Genomic DNA, 18,840 nt, shown 5'->3' on the forward strand with positions numbered 1-18,840 from the left:
CTCAGTCTCACTTGTTCAAACGATATTTTCAATCTTTCAAACTATTGCCATATCAACGCTCAGCCCAGCTTTGATATGGGTTCTATAAGAGCAGATATTGTTATCACCGAAAACCTTCATAGTTCAGACTGCCATCTATGTTCAATCTTCAATATGAGATCACGGCTGAAGACTATCTTGAGGCTGATATGACATGGTTCTCTCGCCCTTGGTTTCAATGGATAGTAGTTCGTGGTGTCCCAACAGGCTTGATCCTATTTTGTCTAATCTCGAGCCTATTTTACGACCAACTCTATGCTGCTGAATCAGAATACGATCCACTGTTTGTTCGCTGGATATTAGTTTTTTACGCTTTGGTTGGCTTGATCTTTTCTATCGTTATGCAACCCCAAGTTCTCTCTAAACAGAGGCGTCGGATCATTAATCGAGCCATAGCCCAAGACCCAACACGCATCGGTCATCGGCAAACAATGGTGAATGAAACAGGCATTTACCTGGATAAACTCGATCAATTTGATCGCAAACGACTTTTATGGCAACAGATCCGCCGATGGCGCGAAACAGAACACTTGTTTATTTTCGACTTCAGATACCAGCGTCAATGCACGTTCATTCCCAAACGAGCCCTAGAATCCAAGCAGCATATAGATGCGTTTAGAAGTGTGATTCAAGCTTGCATTTGACATTTCCAAGCATCACTTCTTTTCGCTACAAGAGTTGCACCTTGAACCGTTCCGACATGCCTCACACTGTTTTTCGATATTCAGTCAACTTAGCAACACGTTTGTCAAAACCATGCCAGTATTGGTGTCAGCTTCACTTCCTCGTAATTTGTGCTCTTTGAAGCCAGCAATACCATGCAGAAATGGATGAGTTTGGTCGTTTGCGTTCCAGCAGCGGTAATGACACCACAGGTTTATGCTCAAGAGCAGCAAGCGAGGCCTTTTCAGGTCGTTCGTCTCGATCAAGCGTTTGATCAAGCTCTACAAGCTGCTCCAACACCTCCTACCCAAAGCGATATCACCCGCTTGGCCCAAGTGATTGCTGAGCATCAACCCATCTATGCCAGGCTCGGCCATAATGCCCCTAAGCTATATGCAAAAATCGCGTTTTCTAATCATGCAATCGCTCAAGATAATGTTAGAACCCGAGCCTATTTCAACCAACGAGATTTAACTCAAGAGGTTAAACGTTTACGCCAAAAAACGATCAAGGCGCTTGGAATCCAACCTCGTTATCCCACCGTCTATTATTTGGCCTATGGATACCGACGGGGCACCAATGCTCAAACGCAAAGTGGTGCAACAACAAAAGATGGCAAAACTCATGTTTATCTCAATTTAGTAGCCCTTGCGCGTCAGCGCCATTGGGAATCAGCAATAGTGCATGAAACGATTCATACTCTGCAAGGGTTAGTGCTGCCGAAAGAGACCACTTTGCTGACTCGGACCATGCTAGAAGGCGTTCCCACATATCTCGCTCAAGCTATTCAGGGCCATTTAAGCGATGCAGATGCGATGTTCTGGTCACCCGAACAATGGCAAGCAGCAGAAAAACATCGTCAAGCCATTATCCAAGCCTTTGCTCAACAGCGGCATGTCACTGACCCTCAGCAAATGACCACTTTTCTCCAACTTCACAAACCATTGCAGTCGGTCCCTGGTGCACCAGATCGTACGGGTTACTATGTGGGCTTTTTAGCAGTTAAAGCATGGGTTCGCCAAAACCCAGAGCGCCCCCTTCAAGAGTTGTTGTCAGTTTCACCCAAAGAGTTTTGGCAGGCCCTTGAACAAGATATGCAGAATATCTCAGTAACTCAAAGGGATAGAACGATATTGTAAGCACTCAAAAACAAAGTTAAAAAGAGATTAAATAATTGATTCATCTACCTATAAGTTGCAAGTCATACATAACAGAACAACCTCAACGTATGATTTGATGTTTGATGACTTCTGGATCAGCCTGCGGCTCATAATCAGCCAGATATCCAACTCCTTTCAGTTGATGAACAATACTCCACACCATGTTATGTACATTATCCTGATCGAGCCCACTCTGACCTAGGACGGGGCTGATGCGTAAGCAATCGTACAGCAAGGCAATGAGGTAATTAGAATCACACGGTAAGTCACGCTGGTGGCAATCACAGCAGAAAAGACACGCTACCACGTCATACCAATAATGCATCAGGGACACGTCAAGAAGAATCGTGATCAAGACTCGGACTATAGGGTTCCAACTTACCGTTTCAGCGAGAGCGATAATCTCTTCTGAAATTACATCCTCCGTTGCTTCATCCTGGAATTTTGGATCTGTAAAGATCTTGAGAATCTGCGGTTGAAGCTGCAAGTACTTTAGTCTCTCGTGATTCACAATAATCTTGAAGGCTAGCTTCCAGTCAATTAACCTTTACATCAAATCATCTTGGCAAAGGAAGAGCCACGATAGCCAAAATACCTGATAATTGCCAGTGTCTCTGATCTTTTGCAATACGCTATGGCTGCTAAGACAAAAAAACAGTCCTCGAAAACATTCGAGCCTCAAACTGCAATTCTGCGACAACATGCCGAGCAACAGTTTGCAGCCGAACTGGAAGAACTTCGCAAAGCAGACACGCGTCAACGTCCCGCAAACTGGCAGCTTTCGCCTTGGGCCGTCTCCACCTATTTATTAGGTGGCACCTTAGAAAACGGCTTTGAAATCTCCGCTAAATATATTGGCAATCGGCGACTGATGGAAATCGCCATTGCCACCCTGACAACGGATCGTGCTTTACTGCTGTATGGGGTTCCAGGGACAGCTAAGTCTTGGGTATCAGAACATTTAGCAGCTGCGATCTCAGGAGATTCCACCTTACTCATCCAAGGCACCGCTGGCACCAGTGAAGATGCGATTCGATATGGCTGGAACTACGCCAAGCTCTTAGCAGAAGGTCCCTCCCTAGATGCGATCGTGCCGAGTCCTCTCATGCAGTCCATGGGCCAGGGCAAAATCACTCGCATCGAAGAACTCACCCGAATTCCTGCGGATGTCCAAGACACCTTGATCACCGTCTTATCTGAGAAAACGTTGCCCATTCCCGAACTCGGAGAAGAGATTCAAGCCACCCAAGGCTTTAATGTAATTGCCACCGCTAACAACCGAGACAAAGGCGTAAATGACCTGTCTAGCGCTCTAAAGCGTCGCTTTAACACCGTCGTTCTGCCCTTACCCGATGATGCTGACTCTGAAGTCAAAATTGTCCAAGAGCGGGTGCAAAGCTTAAAGACAGCCCTTGATCTTCCAGCTGAAGCGCCAGCTCTCGCTGAAATTCGACGGGTCGTCACTATTTTTCGGGAATTACGTAGCGGCAAGACAGAAGACGGTAAAACCAAACTCAAATCGCCCAGTGGCACCCTCAGCACGGCAGAAGCCATTTCCGTCGTCAATAGTGGTTTATCCCTGGCTGCCCATTTTGGAGATGGCTCCCTCCAGGCTCATGACTTAGTGTCTAGTCTAGTGGGTGCCGTGGTCAAAGATCCCGTTCAAGATCAAGTGGTCTGGAAAGAATATCTGGAAACTGTAGTCAAAGAGCGAGACAACTGGAGTGACTTATATAGAGCTAGCCGCGAAATTCTCTAGGATTCCGGTTGGCATTGAGGGCAAAAATGGGTGGAACGGCCAACGAGTTTGATCCGCTCAATGGTTTGACCACAGGTTCGACAGGGTTGACCTTGGCGTCCATAGACCCAAGCCATACCGCCATAATTCCCGTTCACCCCTTTGAGATCTCGAAAGTCGCTGAAGGTGGTCCCACCCGCGCCAATACTGGTCGACAAAACCTCAATAATCGCCGTTCGTAGTCGCTGCACCTGTTCCGTCTGCAGCTGATGGCACGCTGTCGTGGGGCGAATCTCACTCATAAATAAGGCTTCATCTGCATAGATATTGCCGACTCCTGCCACCAAAGCCTGATCTAACAGGGCGCTTTTAATGGAACGCTTGCGCCCCTGTAACGATTCCCAAAAATAGTCTACAGAAAACTCTTCAGAGAATGGCTCGGGTCCCAACTTCTGTAGACCACTAATCACTTGTTTTGGATCTTCCGTCGGAGCCACCCACCACATTTGGCCAAAGGTCCGCTGATCTACAAATCGGAGCTCGCGGTTATTCACAAAAAATAGACGCACTCGAGTATGTTTCTGGACGGGCTCATCTTGCGCCACCCAGAGCAATTGCCCTGTCATGCGTAGGTGAACACCCAGCCATCCCGACGGCTGCTGAGTAGAGAAAGAAAGCTGACTCAGTAAATATTTTCCACGTCGCATCCATGATAAAAAGGTTGCATCTTGCAACCCTTGAATAAATACTTGTGGCGATTGAGGATGAGCAATCGTTCGTGGATAGAGAACTTCGCCACCCATAATTTGCATCCCAACAGTCACCTTTTCTAAGCCCAGCCGAACTGTTTCTACTTCAGGTAGCTCAGGCATTAAAACAGACTGTTGGGACGAAGAGTAGACACGAAGGTAAGTTAGCCTTCTGCCTTAGGCGCTGCAGCAGGCTTAGCAGCAGGTTTCTTACCCCCTTTGGGTGCCTCAACTTCTTCCAGTTCGTGAACCCCGAAGTTATTGGTGTTGATACCAGCAGCCGTGCCACTGATCCCGTTGTAATTACAGGTATCAAAACGAACAATCACAGGATATTTAATACCGCTTTGATCAACGGAGGCAACGGTGCCGATTTCACGAAACCAGTAAGACTCCGGGCGGAGAATTCTAACCTTAGAACCGCGTTGAACCATGAATCTTTTACCTTATTGAAATTGCAAACGAAGCATTGATCTCAGACTACTATGGTCTTGGTGCAGTCCTATGCCAAAATCTATAAAATTTTATAACTGTTATCAAAATTGATAACTTTATCGTTCATCTAGTGACATTTTGGGATCCATATCAACGATAAACGGGCAGCGTAAAGTGGAAAGAGCTGCCGTGATTGGGCGCAGAATCCACCCAAATTTCACCATAGTGGTTCCCCACAATCCGTTTGCAGTGGGCTAACCCCATGCCATATCCTGACTCGTCTTGATCCCGATCTAGGCGATACTGGTTATCAAAAATATATTGCTGCTTTTCCTGGGGAATCCCTAAGCCATTGTCGCAAATACTAACCTGCACCTTTTGCGTCGTGCGATGCAAAACTAAAAGTTGAATTTCTCCACCCTCTGGCGTATATTTCATCGCATTATCCAGCAAGTTAAGAATCACCTGCTGCACTTGATCGGCATCGGCATGAACATTGGGGATATCAGGTGGGATATCACTCTTCAAAGTCTGGGATTTAGCTTTAAGAGCATTTTGGACCCTCAAAGCAATTTCTTGGCACAGTCCCCCCAAGTCCAGCTGCTTAGGATGAGTTTTGAGGTCGGGTTCACTCCCTTGAGAGGCCTCTAGCAAATTGGTGATCATGCGCTCAATAATTTGGGTTTGGGCATGAGCATGTTTCGTCAAGCGTTGCAGCAAAGCTGAAGATAAATTTCGAATGACCTCATTGTCCTCATCCCATTGTCCCGCTAAAGTCTCTAACGCAATGGTCGCCGCCGTTAATGGATTACGAAGATCATGGGCCAACATGTTAATCATGCGATCCTTGAACTTGAGCTGATCCTGCAAGGCTTCATTCTCTTGTCGCAGACGAAACATTTGATCCGAAAGCTGCATCAGTTGCGCAGCGTCAGCAAAGGAGGTTGTATCTTCCTCTACATTCAGTTGGTCATCCAGCAGATCATTCGCCGAGAGGGCATGCTGCCAATAGGGCCAGGACTCTTCCAACTGAGAAACCAAGTTGCTGCCTGCCAAAATATGTCGCGGCTCAGGCCGAATTTTAACTAATGCTGGCGTCGCCACCAGTTTGTAGTATTCAACCAGATAGGGTTGTTCAGAGACTTCAACTACATGCAAATCAAAGTCACAGTCTGGTTTTAGGGTATCTAAATATTTCGATATTTGGAGAATCTGTTCTTTAGCCGTTGTACGTTTATCCACAAACAACAGCAGCTGTAGTGAAGCATCCGACTTAACTACAGATTGTAGATGGTCAGTGGGGGTCTCGGAAGATGATCTCATTCCGGTGATCAGATCAGAACAGAATAGGCATGGGAGTTAGTCAGAAGATACCAATGAGTGACTCACACATACTGATTTAACTTCATATTAATTGACAATGCCCCATAGAGGATCAGGCTAACTATAGATATCGAGCCTTGAAATCCTAATTGCCCTTTAGAATGCCCCCATCCGCCCATTCTAGCGCCGAGTACAAGGATTTGTGGCATCAGGGTGTCGCTGTTGATAAGTCTGTAACCATCGACATCCTTGCTGCAAGAGTTGCGGGAGAGTACCAGTTTGCCAGATCCGAATGGCATCGTCTTTACCCACCGTCATCAAAGATTGACCATCCGCTGCAAATTGCAGACTATACACTGCACCTTGATGCCCCATCAATTCTGCTAGCTGTTGCCCTTTAGACGTCCAAATTTTAACAATCCCGTCTTGGCCAGATGTTGCCAGCCGTTGTCCATCCGCACTGAGCACCAGGCGTAGAATATCATTAGGATGACTCTGAAACTCTTGTTGCAACTGGCCCTTAGTCGACCAAAATTTGACAGAGCCATCTTTGCCCACCGTCACCATCTGCTGGCCATCTGGGGTATAGCGGACATCACTGAGCCACCCTTGCTGAGCATCAAATTGTCGCAGTTTTTTACCAGAGGGTGTCCAGACTTTGATTTGTCCCTCTTTGCCCGCCGTCACGAGTTGCTTACCATCAGGGCTAAATCGGATTGCCCATAGGGGCTGGGTAGAGGCTTCAAATTGTTGATGGTCTTTGGTTTGAAAATCCCATAGGTGGACGGTCCCATCATTGGCCGCCGCCGCTAACATCTCACCCTTGGGACCATAGCTCAGGGAATACACGCCTTCTTTATCAACGAGATGGTCTTCTAGCTTACGGCCCTGTAAATTCCACATGCGGACATAGCCATCTTCACCCGCTGTCGCTAATTGCTTTTGATCGGGACTGAAGACGACATCGTTCCCTTTATTGTGGGCTTGTTTTTCCCACAGCAGGGTGCCATCTTTTTGCCACAACCGCAACATGCCATCTTTACCGGTTGTCGCTACGGTATCTTGCTGAGGATGTAGGGCAATACTCCAAATACTTTTATGTTGGCCTGCCCATTGGCGCTGGCCAGCGAGGTTCCATAGGTGGAGACTGCCATCTCTACCTGTGGTCAACAGACTTTGACCATCTGGACTAAAGCTAGCGCTACTCACCAAACCAGAATGTCCTTTCAGCTCCGCCAGTTTTCTCCCGGCAAAGTCCCAAATTCGAATCGTGCTGTCTTCCCCCAGGGTCACCAATTTTTGGCCTATGGGGCTGGCATCAATCAAATACAAAGACGTTTGACTGCCTCGCCATACATTTAAGGGCTGAGTACTAGATGCACTCCAAAGACGAATTAGGCCATCCGTACCCACCATGGCAAATCGTTGATTCTGCTGACTTGAGGAAGCGGTCCCAGGGACTGTATCCGGGAGAAAGCTCACACTATTGAGCTTGAGGTTAGGATTAATGCGGCTTTTCCATTCCCTCAGTTTCTGTCCCGATAGCGTCCAGGCCTGCATCGTACCGTCTGCACCGACAGTTATCACGGTCTGTCCATCAGGATTGAAACTTAAACTACTGACGGATCCATTGTTGGCCGTGAACTGCGCCAGCAGCTGCCCCGTTTGATTCCAAAGATACACCTGGCCATCGGTAGATGCCGTGGCAAATTGGTCACGGTTCGGGCTAAACCGAATGCTTCTAAGTTTGCCGATCTTCTGGGAAGCCGTTGACTGGAGGTCACCTTCAGCATCCCAGAACTGGAGTTGTCCCATCGGAGTGAGGGTCAAGACCTGACCATTTTTAAGGAACGCTGCAAACCGAATGCCTTCAGGATTAGCTTGAAACTCTTGCAGCTGTTCACCGGTTAGAGACCAGATCCGGACATAGCCATCTTTTCCTGCAGTGATTAACTGCTCGCCCTTCGGGCTAAAGGAACCACTATAAATCCGTCCCTTATGCCCCTGCCAAGTATTGGTTTCATAAATATTGTCCAGAATACTCTGCAGCACAAACAGGGGTTTGACGGTGGGATAGTCCTGCAACTGGCGTTTGGCAGGAACCAAGTCTTGTAGTTTTTGGCCCAGCTCAATGGCAGACTGCAAAGCTTGCAGCTGGTTGGTGGGGAACTGTCGGAGGGTAAGCACCCCTTCCTGTTCTAAGGCAAGACTCTGCTGGGATTCTTGTAGATCTCGCCCCGTACGAATGCCGACGGCAATGGCTAAGACGGAGATTCCCGAGACCATCGCTAAGGCTGCGATCGCAACTCGTACAATGCGACGGGCCTTACCATGGGCCTCCGTCAAAATATGGTTGGCCTCTTCAATCGCTTTCTTAGACTGGCGCTCCGTGGCGAGGCTGACTTCGACTTCTTGCTTATCGGCGTCTTGGCTCGCACTAAAAAACTGATAGTCCTGGTCGCTTAAGCTTTTGGTGTTGGCCCAGGCCAACGCCTCCCGTAAAGCTTCGCCGCGAAGTAGCCGAGACATATCTTGTCCGTCAGACCTTAACCAGGATTGCATCACATCAGCATAGGGGCGCAATTGCGCCAACTGCTGTTCCACCCAAGCCAAATCAAAGATTTTGGCATAAATGCGATTGTGAATATAAAGCTGTCCTTGTTGCTGAATCACCAATCCCGACAATAGGAGTTCCATCTGTTCAGAACTATTGTCTGTGGGGATACCCACTTGCCAATCAGGTTGGTCTAATAGTTTCTGATAACTGCCAAGTAGCCGCCCCGCTCGCTGTTCATTTTGCAGTAGGCGATTGCGAATGGTCCGTAGGTGCTCTGGTTCATCTTGGGCCTCCCAGCTATGGAGAAGGCGCGATTGCACCAAATCGGCCACAGCCTGTGCTTCCGTGCCTGGGGGAATAGTGGCACCTGTCGTTAGAAACTTACACAGCTTTTGGGTCAAAAAAGGTTGCCCATTCGTCCAGGCTAAAACCGCTTGCACAAGCTGTTCTGGTTGTTCGGACACATCACTCAGCCCGGCAGTGAGCGGCCGAGCCGCTGAGGACTGAAAACCCCGCAGGTGAATGGCTCGGCCAATATTAAAGGGGGTACGCTGCTGGTCTTGAATCAGTTGTGAGGGAGTAGCGACGCCGAATAGGGCAAAGGTGAGGCGCTTAAAGTCATCGCGATCCACCCGGCTGTTGTAATGGGCTCTCAGTAGGGCAAAGAAATCATCAGCAGAAAAGCTAAGGCTGAGTAAGCTATCGACTTCATCGATAAAGATCACCATGTTCTGGGGAACATGGGCAAACAGCACCTGCTCGATAAAGTCGGTGAGGCGTTGGGCGGGGGATAACAGGGTGCGATCGCGCCACCAAGACCGCAACTGAAACTTGTCTCCCAGCTTAAATTCGCTGACCAAGGCCCCAATCAGACTGGCGTACCATTGCTCAGCGGTAATATTCTGGCTACCAATTTTAGTGACATCAATGGACGCACAGGCAAACCCTTCTACGGTTAATCGCTTCATGGTGTGGACCCGCAAGCTGGACTTGCCCATCTGCCGAGCCGTGAGCACGTAGCAGAATTCCCCCGCTTTTAGGGCTTGATACAAGTCACGATCGGCCTGACGAACCACATAGGTGCGAGCATCGACCGGTAAGCTGCCCCCGACCTGATAGGGATTAATGGGGGAAGTGTCTGGCGTCCAGCCTGAAACAGAGGTATCCATAGGCAAACCATAACCAGCAATGGGCCGTCCCTAGAAGACAAGCCAATAGTCTCAAAATATCACCCTGATTCGCTGGCCCCTTTGTCAGCGGCCACCGTTGCAAAATACTGACGATACAAATCGCAGCGGGGTTGCGCTCCATTGCCGACCAACCGAATCAGTCCTAAGCTATGCAGCTTAAACAGCACAGACGGTTCTAGGGAGATCGCCTGTTCAGACGTGACGACGGAGATAAAGGCTTCAGCCAACTGAGCATGCTGTTGCAAATTCCACCAATGACCGCGTAAGTGATCGCGGAATAGTCCTGCTTCAGTCGGTGCCGTTTCGAGCAGTTGTTCTACACTCATATCTCCCTTGGCCACGTGGTACAGGGCCAGCCGGATCAGATAGGGATGACCACCGATCAGGGTTTGAAGCTGGGAAGTTTGGGCTTCATCCCAATCTAGGGTATGCAGCTCAGCCAATTGGCTAATCTGGGCCAAGGAAAATTCGGGTAAGTCAATCGGTAAGCCGACATTAAAGGGGGACTGATTGGTATTGAGGGGGATATAGACCTCAGTAGCATGGACCACAATCAGCCGTAGCCTTTGCCAGATCTCTTGGTTTTTGGCTTCTTCGTGCCAGGCTCTCAACAGGCCAAAGAAGTCGCTGGCAATTTCAGGATATTCAAAGACTCGATCGACTTCATCCAGGGCCAGCGTCAGCGGGCCATCTAGCTCTGGCAGAATATATTCTTCAAAATAGGCGGTGCAATTATATTTACTGCCAAAAATATCGTCCCAAGTTTCAGAAATCCGATTAGGTAAGCGCAAGCGACGGCTAACACTAGCACAGAGCCATTGCAACAGCTTATCCAGATCCGTAAACACCTTGCCATCTGCTAATTGCAGGTTCAAGGACACCGTGTTCAACCCTTGGCTGGAGGCCTCGTGCAGAATGCGGGCCATCAACGAGGTTTTGCCCATTTGCCGAGGCGCTTTAATCCGAATTAAGGAACCCGGTTGCACCACCGTTTCCGCACAGCGTAGTTCTATCGGTGGCCGCTCAATATAAAACGCGGACGCCACATTGACCTGCCCTTCCGGTAATTCTGGTTCAGCAACGGGCAAAGGCGGCGCATCCGATCCTTGTTTAGGCGGCGGTACGGTCGGGAATGATCCAGAACTGCCTTGATCCGCCGTTTTAGTTAAGGAGTCACTGGCATCTAAGGCGGATAAAATATCTTGGACGAGGTTCGGGGTATCACTGGCAGACCGCCAAATACGCTGCTGCAAGCGATGGAGATAGCCTCGAAGTTCATAATTCAAGGAGCCATCCATGGGCAAATCCACCCGAATGGGCACAATTTGCGGTCGCTGTTCCGCTCGACTCTGATGCAGTGCTTTGACCGCTCTCACTTCCTGCAACATCAGCTCGCTATGGGCTGAGGCCCGTGACAACAGCAGAATATAAAAATCACAGGCTTTGAGGGCGTGATCAATATGCTGGGCCCAATTCTCCTTTAGCTCCAAACTTTGGGTGGACATAAAGGGCTGATAGCCTGCACCTTTAATGGCTGCGAATAAATCTTTGGCCACCTGCAGTTCCGGTTCCCGGTTTAATGCACTAATAAAGACCTGACTCGTCACCTCTGCAAAAGGCTGGGTCGCACTCTCCGGATCCGCAGAGAGGGAATCAGACCCCATTGAGTTGCCAGGAAAGTCGGCGGGACGAGCCACTTGCGGCGTCGTCTGATAGCTGCGTTCTTCGGCTAAACCCGGTTCACCTGCCCACAGGTTTTGCACGGGCGATCGCAACATCTTACCGACTTTTTTAAACCATCCTGACGATGGTTGCTCTTGCAGCTCCTTGAGCACGTCTTCTGCAGATTGATACCGATATTGGAAGTGGTAGCGGACCATTTGCTGCAGCACATCCCCTAAAGCTGGGCTGACGGGTACTTCTTCCTGCCAGTCAATTTCGCCCTGGGCCGTTTGGGTAAATTGGGTGGGGTTTTTGCCAATAAAAGCCTCGATACCAATCATCCCTAAGGCATAGAGATCGCTATTGGCTCGGGGGCGGCCTTGGGCCTGTTCAGGAGCCATATAGCCAGGGGTGCCAATGGCAATTGTCCCTCCCACGGGCAGCGGCTGGTGGGGATCGCTGCTCAGTTCTTTACGTAGCTGCTTGACAGCCCCAAAATCAATCAGGACCAGCCGACCATCTTGCTGCCGACGAATAATATTTTCGGGCTTGATATCCCGGTGAATAACGTTGAACTGGTTAATAAAGGCCAGGATGGACAAGATATCTTGCAACAGTTGGGTGACCTGTTCTTCTGACCATTGACAGCCTTGGGGTAATTCTTTGCGCAGGAGGTGACCAGGAATATACTCCTGAACCAGATAAAACTCTTGCTTTTCTTCGAAGTAGGCTAATAAGCGCGGAATCTGATCGTGACTTCCCAGTTTCTCCAACATGACGGCTTCCCGTTCAAAGAGAGACCGGGCTTTTGGCAGAAACTCAGGATCCCGTTTGGCTGGCTTCAGATGTTTGACCACACATTGCGGACGCTCAGGTCGGTGGATATCCACGGCCAAATAAGTCTGACCAAAACTACCCCCACCGAGGGTTTCCTGAACTTGATATCGTCCACCGAGGGTTCGACCGAGCATAATCTCTAATGCTTGTGTGAGGAGTTAACTGTCTCTACGCAGCGACTAACGCGATTAGACCTATTGTCTCGCGTTGGGTGGGCAAAGAGGAGGTGGGATGGTCGGCAAATACCAAAACCCAACCGTATCCTAACTGCTTGTGGATACGGTTGTAGTGATTTTGATGTTGTTACCGTTTGAGAAAACTCACAGAGGTGCACAGGCACCCTCTGGTACAGGGTTTACTGACGTCTCAATAGGGGTCTCACGGTTTTGATGCGGCGCAAGGGTCGCTTTCTAGCCGGGGAAGGTCGGAGGGTGGGACGCAGGCGCTTAGACTTGATCCGCCGCTGATTCTTGCGCAAGCGCTTTCCTAGAGGCTTGATTTGGCGACGATTCGATTTGATTTGTTTACGCAGCAGCTTGCGGCGAGCGCTGGGCTTGACTCGCTTCACCCGTCGAGAACCCGGCTTCAGCCGAACCCGCTTCTTTTGGGAAGCCTTACTTTTCTGGAGTCTCGTTCTACGAATAAAGCCTTTGGGGGCCTTGGAAGGAGACTTAACGGCTGGAGTCGGCACTAAGACCTTGGGGCCTGGTGCTTTTTCGGGAATAACGGGTAATACTTCCTCTACGGGTTCGCCTAAACCAGGGTCCGGGACTTCGCCAAAATCATCGTCTGGTGGAAATTCCCCTTCATTTCCTGAGGAACCGATGCCAATCAGGGGGCCGCCTGAACCGATATTGATATTGACATTAATGGAGGGGCCGCTAGACTCTTGCACTTCTTCTTCGGCCAGTGCTGTGTCAGCATCATCTGCATCGGCAAATTCGTCTTCAGTAAAAGCCTCAGCGGTGGTGCAGGGCTCAGTCACCTCTCCTCCTTCCTCTACTGGAACCTCTTCACTCGTAGGCTCACCTTCAGGTTGCTCATTTTCGCTAGTTTTTGGCAGACAATCGTCCGTAAGAGCTGTTTCGGTTAACTCAGTAGGCTCCGTCTCTAGAGCAATCGCAGCATCTTCGGTTGGATTGGGATTTGTCTCTGAGGCGAGACTGGCGAGAGGCGTGAACCCGACCACCAGGCACGCCAAGAGAAAGACCTGCAGTTTTTGAGGAGTACGGTGGGTTGCAGCAGTTTGTTTCAGCATCATTAAAGTTCCTTGTAGTCATCAGCGTTGAGAAGAATTAGCTTGTACTGTTCTCTTAGGGCCAACGCGGTTGGTTTATGCACGTTGCTAACAATTGAGATCCATGCAACCTCGAACTGCACTGCTGGCAATCTTTTCCACTTTTCTGCAATTTGAGACGGATCATGTCCACACCTGGGCCAGTGATCCAAAGCTGCGGCGCAGTATGCAGATCCACCTTGAGCAATCCCAACAAACGGATCTATCGGCGAAGTTTTGGTCCCTGTACTGGCATAAGCGATGGCGAGCAGACACTATGCAGAAGGTTGCGGCAGGACACTTAGCGGCCTATTTACAGGAAGCTTGTTACTGGACGGCCCAGAAAACATCGACGCGATTTAGCAGTAGCCGCTATGGGGTAAGCGACTATTTTCAAATTGCGATGGCGCAGGTGGACAAGATCCTCAAAGGATTTAACTCTGATCAGGGCTTTAATCTGCAAAATTATGCCAGCGCCACCTTTGCCAGCCTGATGCGGGAGACCCTTCGGCAACGCCGCGAAATTGATATTTGTAGTGATTGGGCATTGCTGCGGAAGCTGAGCCAAAAGCGGCTGGTCGAAGCGTTGAAAAATCATGGTATGCCCCAAGACACGATTAATCGTTACGTTTTGGCTTGGACGAGCTTTAAGGCAATTTATGCCCCTCAACAGGCAACGGGGACGCAGAAGCTGGAGAAACCCGCGGCTGAGGTTTGGAGTGCGATCGCAACCCAATACAACCAGGAACGCACCACTCAACTGCTCCCCAACGCGGCTGCCATCACCGTTGAAGAACTCGAAACGATCCTGATGACCTGTGCCAAAGCCGCCAGAGCTTACCTGTATCCAGCGCAAATTTCCATCAATACGCCTAGGCCAGGACAAGATGCTGGGGAATTCCTCGATCAGTTACCCAATACAGAGCAAGCGTCTTTACTGGAGGAGATGATCGCCACAGAAGACGTCAAAACCCGACAAACCCAGCATCAACAAATCGGTGAGGTGCTAGTCACCGCGATTCAGGCTCTGGATCCGCCTTCTCAATCCCTTTTGCAACTCTATTACTCCCAAGCCTATACCCAACAGCAAATTGCCGAGAAATTAGAGATGAAGCAGTACACCATCTCGCGACGATTAACCAAACTCCGCAAGACATTATTGACGGCCTTAGCGACCTGGAGCCAAGAAACCCTGCATATTTCACCCGACTCGGACGTACTCAAAGCCATGAGTTCTTCCCTAGAAGAATGGCTGACGGGACACTACGGCCCGCCCCCACTGCCCCTGCATTAGAGTGATGATCATGACGTCTGATTTAGCCTTATTTGATGCCACCTATTTAGAAATTGATGCGGATAGTCAAGCCCAAGCTTGGCAACAAAACGACGGCCCTAGCCGATGGCAAGCCTATTTAAATCAGCTCTGCTTGGAAACGGTGATTCCCTGGTTACGGGAAGATCATGCTCTGCGAGCAATACCCGCGTTGAAAACTCCTTCGTTGCAAAGTATTTGGGCTGTGGTGACGGGGACACCGATTCAGGTAGGGGCACAAAAAATAGTCCTGATTCCCACGGAAACAATTGATTTAGATGAACTGCGGGTTCCCCAAGAATGGATCGATATTCCCAACTGGATGGCGGATTATTATGTGGCGACCCAGGTGAATCCTGATGAAGGTTGGGTGAGGATCGGTGGGTTTACCAAACACTTACAGCTTAAGGAACAGGGGGCGTATGATTGGTGCGATCGCACCTACACTCTCAACGATATGGATCTGACGTCGGACCTGAATGTGCTCTGGCTCACCCAGCAATTCAATCCACAAGAGATCACCCAAGCAGCGGTCAATCCCTTACCGGCACTCTCCAAAACCCAAGCCGATCAACTCATTCAACGCCTCGGCAATTCAGACCTCGTGACTCCTCGCTTAGCCATTCCTTTTGAAGCATGGGGCAGCTTAATGGCCCACGGCGGTTGGCGACAGCGGTTGGCGGCACAACGACGTGGCATCACCGAACAGCCCTCAGTAGGTCAATGGCTACAAACGGGAATGACAAATCTGGCTCAGCAGATAGGCTGGCAAGCAATTACATTACAACCTCAGCTCTCTGCTGCACGAGGCGATCAACCCTCAACACCGACTGCAGCTATCTCACGACAGTTACAGATTGAGGGTCAGCCCTATGAGTTGAATATCTATGCAGTGGAAGCTGAGTCAGCGATATGGCGGTTTGAACTGCACCCTGTGACCCCTGGTGCCAGGATTCCAGCAGGTTTTGTGCTGAGATTACGAACGGAAGAACTAGAGGCTTTTGAGGGGAATGAGGATCAAGCGTCTGAACCTGTAGATCGGCTCTATATTGATGTCGCTTTGGCATCTGGGGAAGCTCTAGTCTGGGCGATTGAACCGCAGCCAGAACAATACGATCAAGAAATTTTGCGTTTTTAGATTAACTAATTTGTGTCTTCGATGCTTCTACTTAGACTTTGATAGCCCCATCAATACCTCAACAAGTAACGCTGGGCTGACCAGAATTATGTGCCGTATGTTTAATATTGTTAGTCAGCACAATACGTCCTTGCTTATTCCGAGTCCATCCTTTGGCTTCCTCAATGTGAGAAATGGGAACTGATTGAGGAGGTTGATTAGGACTATCCATCTCAGGAGATGAGTCAGATTTTAGATGGTTCTGCTCAGAAAACGATTTTTCGTTCAGTATTGGAAAACCTCGCAAATCATGCCAAATTGATGGAGCAGTTTGTAGCTGTGTAGGAGCTAATGGAGTTCCGCCACGCCCAACATGTACAAAAGTACTGCCTCCTAGTGTTTGACCTGGACGGCACCCTTGTGTAATGGGTGGGTTCACTTCGATAGTCTCAGGAAGGTCAGCCAAGCCATCACTGGGATCAACTTCAGGATCTTGAATTTCAATGGTTCCACTAACCCCAAACTCAGAACTAGCAGTGATATCGCTAGTAGAGCTGAGTTGTTCACGAGGAACTAATCCAAAAATGCCTTGTGTTTGAATTTGAATCTTGCCACCCCGGCCTGTAACAGCATTTGCAACAATGTCACTATTCTCAATTGGAGGCGCAATGATGAATTTAGCTCCAATGTTTATATTGCCACCCTCACCCGTACCATCTGCATTTGTGGAAATCAAACTCTTATTACGCAACAGTAAGTTCTCTTGAACTCTCAGGAGAATATTGCCTCCTTTACCAGAAGCAGTAGAAGCAATTATCTCTCCCATGCTATCCAGATAAATAGAATTAGCAATAACTTCAAGATTACCAGCATCACCTGCATTAATACTGTTTACTGCAAGTTCTGCTCCATTACGAAGAATGAGCTGATCTGTGATTAAGCTTAAATCACCTGCATCGGATGATCCAAAGCTACTTGCACTGACAGCACTTTGTAATAGCCCATCTCGTGGAGAAAAAGAAAACCCACTAATATCGATTACCTCAGACGCTTCAATAGATAAACTTCCAGAGGCTCCAGTTGCAAAACTAGCTGCTTCAACGGCTCCCCCATCGCGGACTATTAATCTCTTGGTCTTGATAGCAAGAGATTGAGTGTCACCAGAGCCAAAAGATGCGACAGAAAGACGGCTTCTAGAAATCGCTAGATTGGGTGGAAGGCTATATCTTGAAGTTCCAGAGACTTCCACTGAGTCCGATGCATTGACAACTATGCTGCCTCCATTTCCGCTAAATAATGGGCCTGCTGTCACGAGACCACCATCACCAATAATTAATTTTTTGGCATCAATTAGGATATTTCCCGCACGACCTGAACCTATACTGGCAGCTGATATATTACTGCTAAGCGTAATGGATCTAAAAGAAGCATCGCTAAATCCAGGGACATCAAACCCAAACGGGAAAAATCTTTCTGGGACAAAACCTAGAGGAATAGATTGGCCTGAAATATCTACAAACCCAGCAACACGAATAGACACATCTCCTCCTCGCCCTAAACCGAAGCTAAAAGCAGCAATCTCGGCACCTTGCTCGACTATCACTTTGCCTGCTTCTATTTCTATATTTCCTGCTTGGCCCTCACTAAATGAACTTGAAGTAATATTTGTTAGGCGGGGAGTAAGGATTCCTGCTGCAGCTAAGCGAGTATCCAGCGGACCGTTTGTTAACGTATTTCCCAAAACTTGCAAAGAATCAGTTGCAGAAATAGTTATTGTTCCACCAGGTTTATTTCCTAAAGTATTCGACTGGATAAGAGAGCCTTCATTCAGTTTTACTTGTTGGCCTCTAATCTGAATTTCTCCTCCACCATCACCGCTAGCATCAAGAACAGCCAGATTGGAAAACAGAATATTCTGGAACTTTTCTACACCGTCGTAATTTAATGAGAAAGTATTCACATTTTCAGAAGATTGAGAAATTTGAACATAACTGTTCGCTCCAACTGCCCCAACCTCTATTCGGCCTCCAGAAGTTTGAGCATTTGAGCCCAACTGACGGCCTTCTAATGTAGCCCCAACTCCTGACAAATCAATAGTTCCTCCAGCCGATGTAAGATAACCGCCCTCCACGTTGACGTCTCCGCCCACCAAGGCTAAGGTCTTACCAGGTTTTACCTGGAGACCGACTAAAGATTCCATCCCGTTTTGCCCAATTTGGGTTGCCTGAGAACGATTGATCACTGTTCTGGGAGATTCACCAAACTGAAGCCCTACAGGAGTACTAATTGTCAGGAGAGTAGGTGTTTGATGGTCGACAGCACTAAAAATACTGCCATCTCCAAAGTGTAGGCTATCTGCAGTAGAAGCTATAAAAGAACCACCAATATCAATTTGTCCATTAGCTCCAAAGATTAAACCGTTAGGATTAATTAGAAAAAGGTTGGCGGTACCGTTACCTGTAATAAGCCCATCTATTGTGGAAACGTTCCTTCCAGTAATGCGGGTAATGACATTACCTATAGAAAGGTCATGATCGAAAATTGCTACGCTATCTGTTGAGACAGAGAATTCCTTGAAGCTATGAAATAGATTGTTGCCTACAGTTGTACCACCAGTAATACGCTGAAGATTACCTTGGATATCTACTACAGAATCACTAGGAAGTGTAGCATCAGGGACTATTTGAGCGACAGCTTCCATACATGCCAAAAGCTCAAGCAATATCAAAGCAAGGCATTGCCATAATAACAAATGTCTACTTTTTAGGAAACTATTTAGCTG

General features: G+C 48.5%; 13 protein-coding genes. 5 read left to right on the forward strand and 8 right to left on the reverse strand.

Annotated elements, in window-relative coordinates; all coding sequences use genetic code 11:
* Positions 1–137 precede the first annotated feature (137 nt).
* Positions 138–683 (forward strand): YcxB family protein, encoded by a 546-nt coding sequence (locus AM1_RS11270; RefSeq protein WP_012162966.1) that lies wholly within the window; start codon positions 138–140, stop codon positions 681–683.
* A gap of 186 nt (positions 684–869) precedes the next feature.
* The gene (locus tag AM1_RS11275; RefSeq protein WP_187152933.1) at positions 870–1,841 is read left to right on the forward strand and encodes a gliding motility protein GldB-related protein; all 972 of its coding nucleotides are present in this window, start codon (positions 870–872) and stop codon (positions 1,839–1,841) included.
* Between the two features lie 82 nt (positions 1,842–1,923).
* On the opposite strand, the gene AM1_RS11280 is transcribed toward AM1_RS11275, so the two are convergent.
* Positions 1,924–2,349 (reverse strand): hypothetical protein, encoded by a 426-nt coding sequence (locus AM1_RS11280; protein ID WP_012162968.1) that lies wholly within the window; start codon positions 2,347–2,349, stop codon positions 1,924–1,926.
* Between the two features lie 147 nt (positions 2,350–2,496).
* Between AM1_RS11280 and AM1_RS11285 the strand changes: the two genes are divergently transcribed.
* Positions 2,497–3,621: an ATP-binding protein gene (locus tag AM1_RS11285; RefSeq protein WP_012162969.1), complete on the forward strand. Its 1,125-nt coding sequence runs from the start codon at positions 2,497–2,499 to the stop codon at positions 3,619–3,621.
* Here AM1_RS11285 and AM1_RS11290 read toward each other — a convergent pair.
* The 6 genes from AM1_RS11290 to AM1_RS11315 form a co-directional block, all read right to left on the reverse strand.
* Positions 3,618–4,472, reverse strand: coding sequence for a DNA-formamidopyrimidine glycosylase (locus AM1_RS11290; protein ID WP_012162970.1), 855 nt, complete (start codon positions 4,470–4,472; stop codon positions 3,618–3,620). The two genes, AM1_RS11285 and AM1_RS11290, sit on opposite strands and share 4 nt — an antisense overlap.
* A 41-nt stretch (positions 4,473–4,513) precedes the next feature.
* Positions 4,514–4,783, reverse strand: a complete 270-nt coding sequence (locus AM1_RS11295; RefSeq protein WP_012162971.1) for a photosystem I reaction center subunit IV — start codon at positions 4,781–4,783, stop codon at positions 4,514–4,516.
* 151 nt (positions 4,784–4,934) lie between these two features.
* Positions 4,935–6,107 carry a histidine kinase gene (locus tag AM1_RS11300; protein ID WP_012162972.1) on the reverse strand — a complete coding sequence of 391 codons (1,173 nt, stop codon included), beginning with the start codon at positions 6,105–6,107 and terminating at the stop codon, positions 4,935–4,937.
* Positions 6,108–6,287: 180 nt separating this feature from the next.
* Positions 6,288–9,833 carry a WD40 domain-containing protein gene (locus tag AM1_RS11305; protein ID WP_012162973.1) on the reverse strand — a complete coding sequence of 1,182 codons (3,546 nt, stop codon included), beginning with the start codon at positions 9,831–9,833 and terminating at the stop codon, positions 6,288–6,290.
* A gap of 59 nt (positions 9,834–9,892) precedes the next feature.
* Complete coding sequence (locus tag AM1_RS11310) at positions 9,893–12,487, reverse strand: AAA-like domain-containing protein (protein ID WP_012162974.1); 2,595 nt, start codon at positions 12,485–12,487, stop codon at positions 9,893–9,895.
* 221 nt (positions 12,488–12,708) lie between these two features.
* Positions 12,709–13,614 (reverse strand): hypothetical protein, encoded by a 906-nt coding sequence (locus AM1_RS11315; protein WP_012162975.1) that lies wholly within the window; start codon positions 13,612–13,614, stop codon positions 12,709–12,711.
* Between the two features lie 100 nt (positions 13,615–13,714).
* Here AM1_RS11315 and AM1_RS11320 point away from each other — a divergent pair, with 100 nt between their 5' ends.
* Together AM1_RS11320 and AM1_RS11325 are read left to right on the forward strand one after the other, a co-directional pair.
* Positions 13,715–14,923 (forward strand): sigma-70 family RNA polymerase sigma factor, encoded by a 1,209-nt coding sequence (locus AM1_RS11320; protein ID WP_012162976.1) that lies wholly within the window; start codon positions 13,715–13,717, stop codon positions 14,921–14,923.
* A 10-nt stretch (positions 14,924–14,933) separates the two neighbouring features.
* Positions 14,934–16,079, forward strand: a complete 1,146-nt coding sequence (locus AM1_RS11325; RefSeq protein ID WP_012162977.1) for a DUF1822 family protein — start codon at positions 14,934–14,936, stop codon at positions 16,077–16,079.
* Between the two features lie 58 nt (positions 16,080–16,137).
* On the opposite strand, the gene AM1_RS11330 is transcribed toward AM1_RS11325, so the two are convergent.
* Positions 16,138–18,759, reverse strand: a complete 2,622-nt coding sequence (locus tag AM1_RS11330; protein ID WP_041659691.1) for a two-partner secretion domain-containing protein — start codon at positions 18,757–18,759, stop codon at positions 16,138–16,140.
* Positions 18,760–18,840: the final 81 nt, after the last annotated feature.

Source organism: Acaryochloris marina MBIC11017, assembly GCF_000018105.1.
Classification (GTDB): Bacteria; Cyanobacteriota; Cyanobacteriia; order Thermosynechococcales; family Thermosynechococcaceae; genus Acaryochloris; species Acaryochloris marina.

Bases quoted from the DNA above. Each gene is read 5' to 3' on its own strand.
- AM1_RS11270 (WP_012162966.1), top strand. From the start codon at position 138: ATGTTCAATCTTCAATATGAGATCACGGCTGAAGACTATCTTGAGGCT.
- AM1_RS11275 (WP_187152933.1), top strand. From the start codon at position 870: ATGAGTTTGGTCGTTTGCGTTCCAGCAGCGGTAATGACACCACAGGTT.
- AM1_RS11285 (WP_012162969.1), top strand. From the start codon at position 2,497: ATGGCTGCTAAGACAAAAAAACAGTCCTCGAAAACATTCGAGCCTCAA.
- AM1_RS11290 (WP_012162970.1), bottom strand. From the start codon at position 4,472: ATGCCTGAGCTACCTGAAGTAGAAACAGTTCGGCTGGGCTTAGAAAAG.
- AM1_RS11295 (WP_012162971.1), bottom strand. From the start codon at position 4,783: ATGGTTCAACGCGGTTCTAAGGTTAGAATTCTCCGCCCGGAGTCTTAC.
- AM1_RS11300 (WP_012162972.1), bottom strand. From the start codon at position 6,107: ATGAGATCATCTTCCGAGACCCCCACTGACCATCTACAATCTGTAGTT.
- AM1_RS11305 (WP_012162973.1), bottom strand. From the start codon at position 9,833: ATGGATACCTCTGTTTCAGGCTGGACGCCAGACACTTCCCCCATTAAT.
- AM1_RS11310 (WP_012162974.1), bottom strand. From the start codon at position 12,487: ATGCTCGGTCGAACCCTCGGTGGACGATATCAAGTTCAGGAAACCCTC.
- AM1_RS11315 (WP_012162975.1), bottom strand. From the start codon at position 13,614: ATGATGCTGAAACAAACTGCTGCAACCCACCGTACTCCTCAAAAACTG.
- AM1_RS11320 (WP_012162976.1), top strand. From the start codon at position 13,715: ATGCAACCTCGAACTGCACTGCTGGCAATCTTTTCCACTTTTCTGCAA.
- AM1_RS11325 (WP_012162977.1), top strand. From the start codon at position 14,934: ATGACGTCTGATTTAGCCTTATTTGATGCCACCTATTTAGAAATTGAT.
- AM1_RS11330 (WP_041659691.1), bottom strand. From the start codon at position 18,759: ATGGAAGCTGTCGCTCAAATAGTCCCTGATGCTACACTTCCTAGTGAT.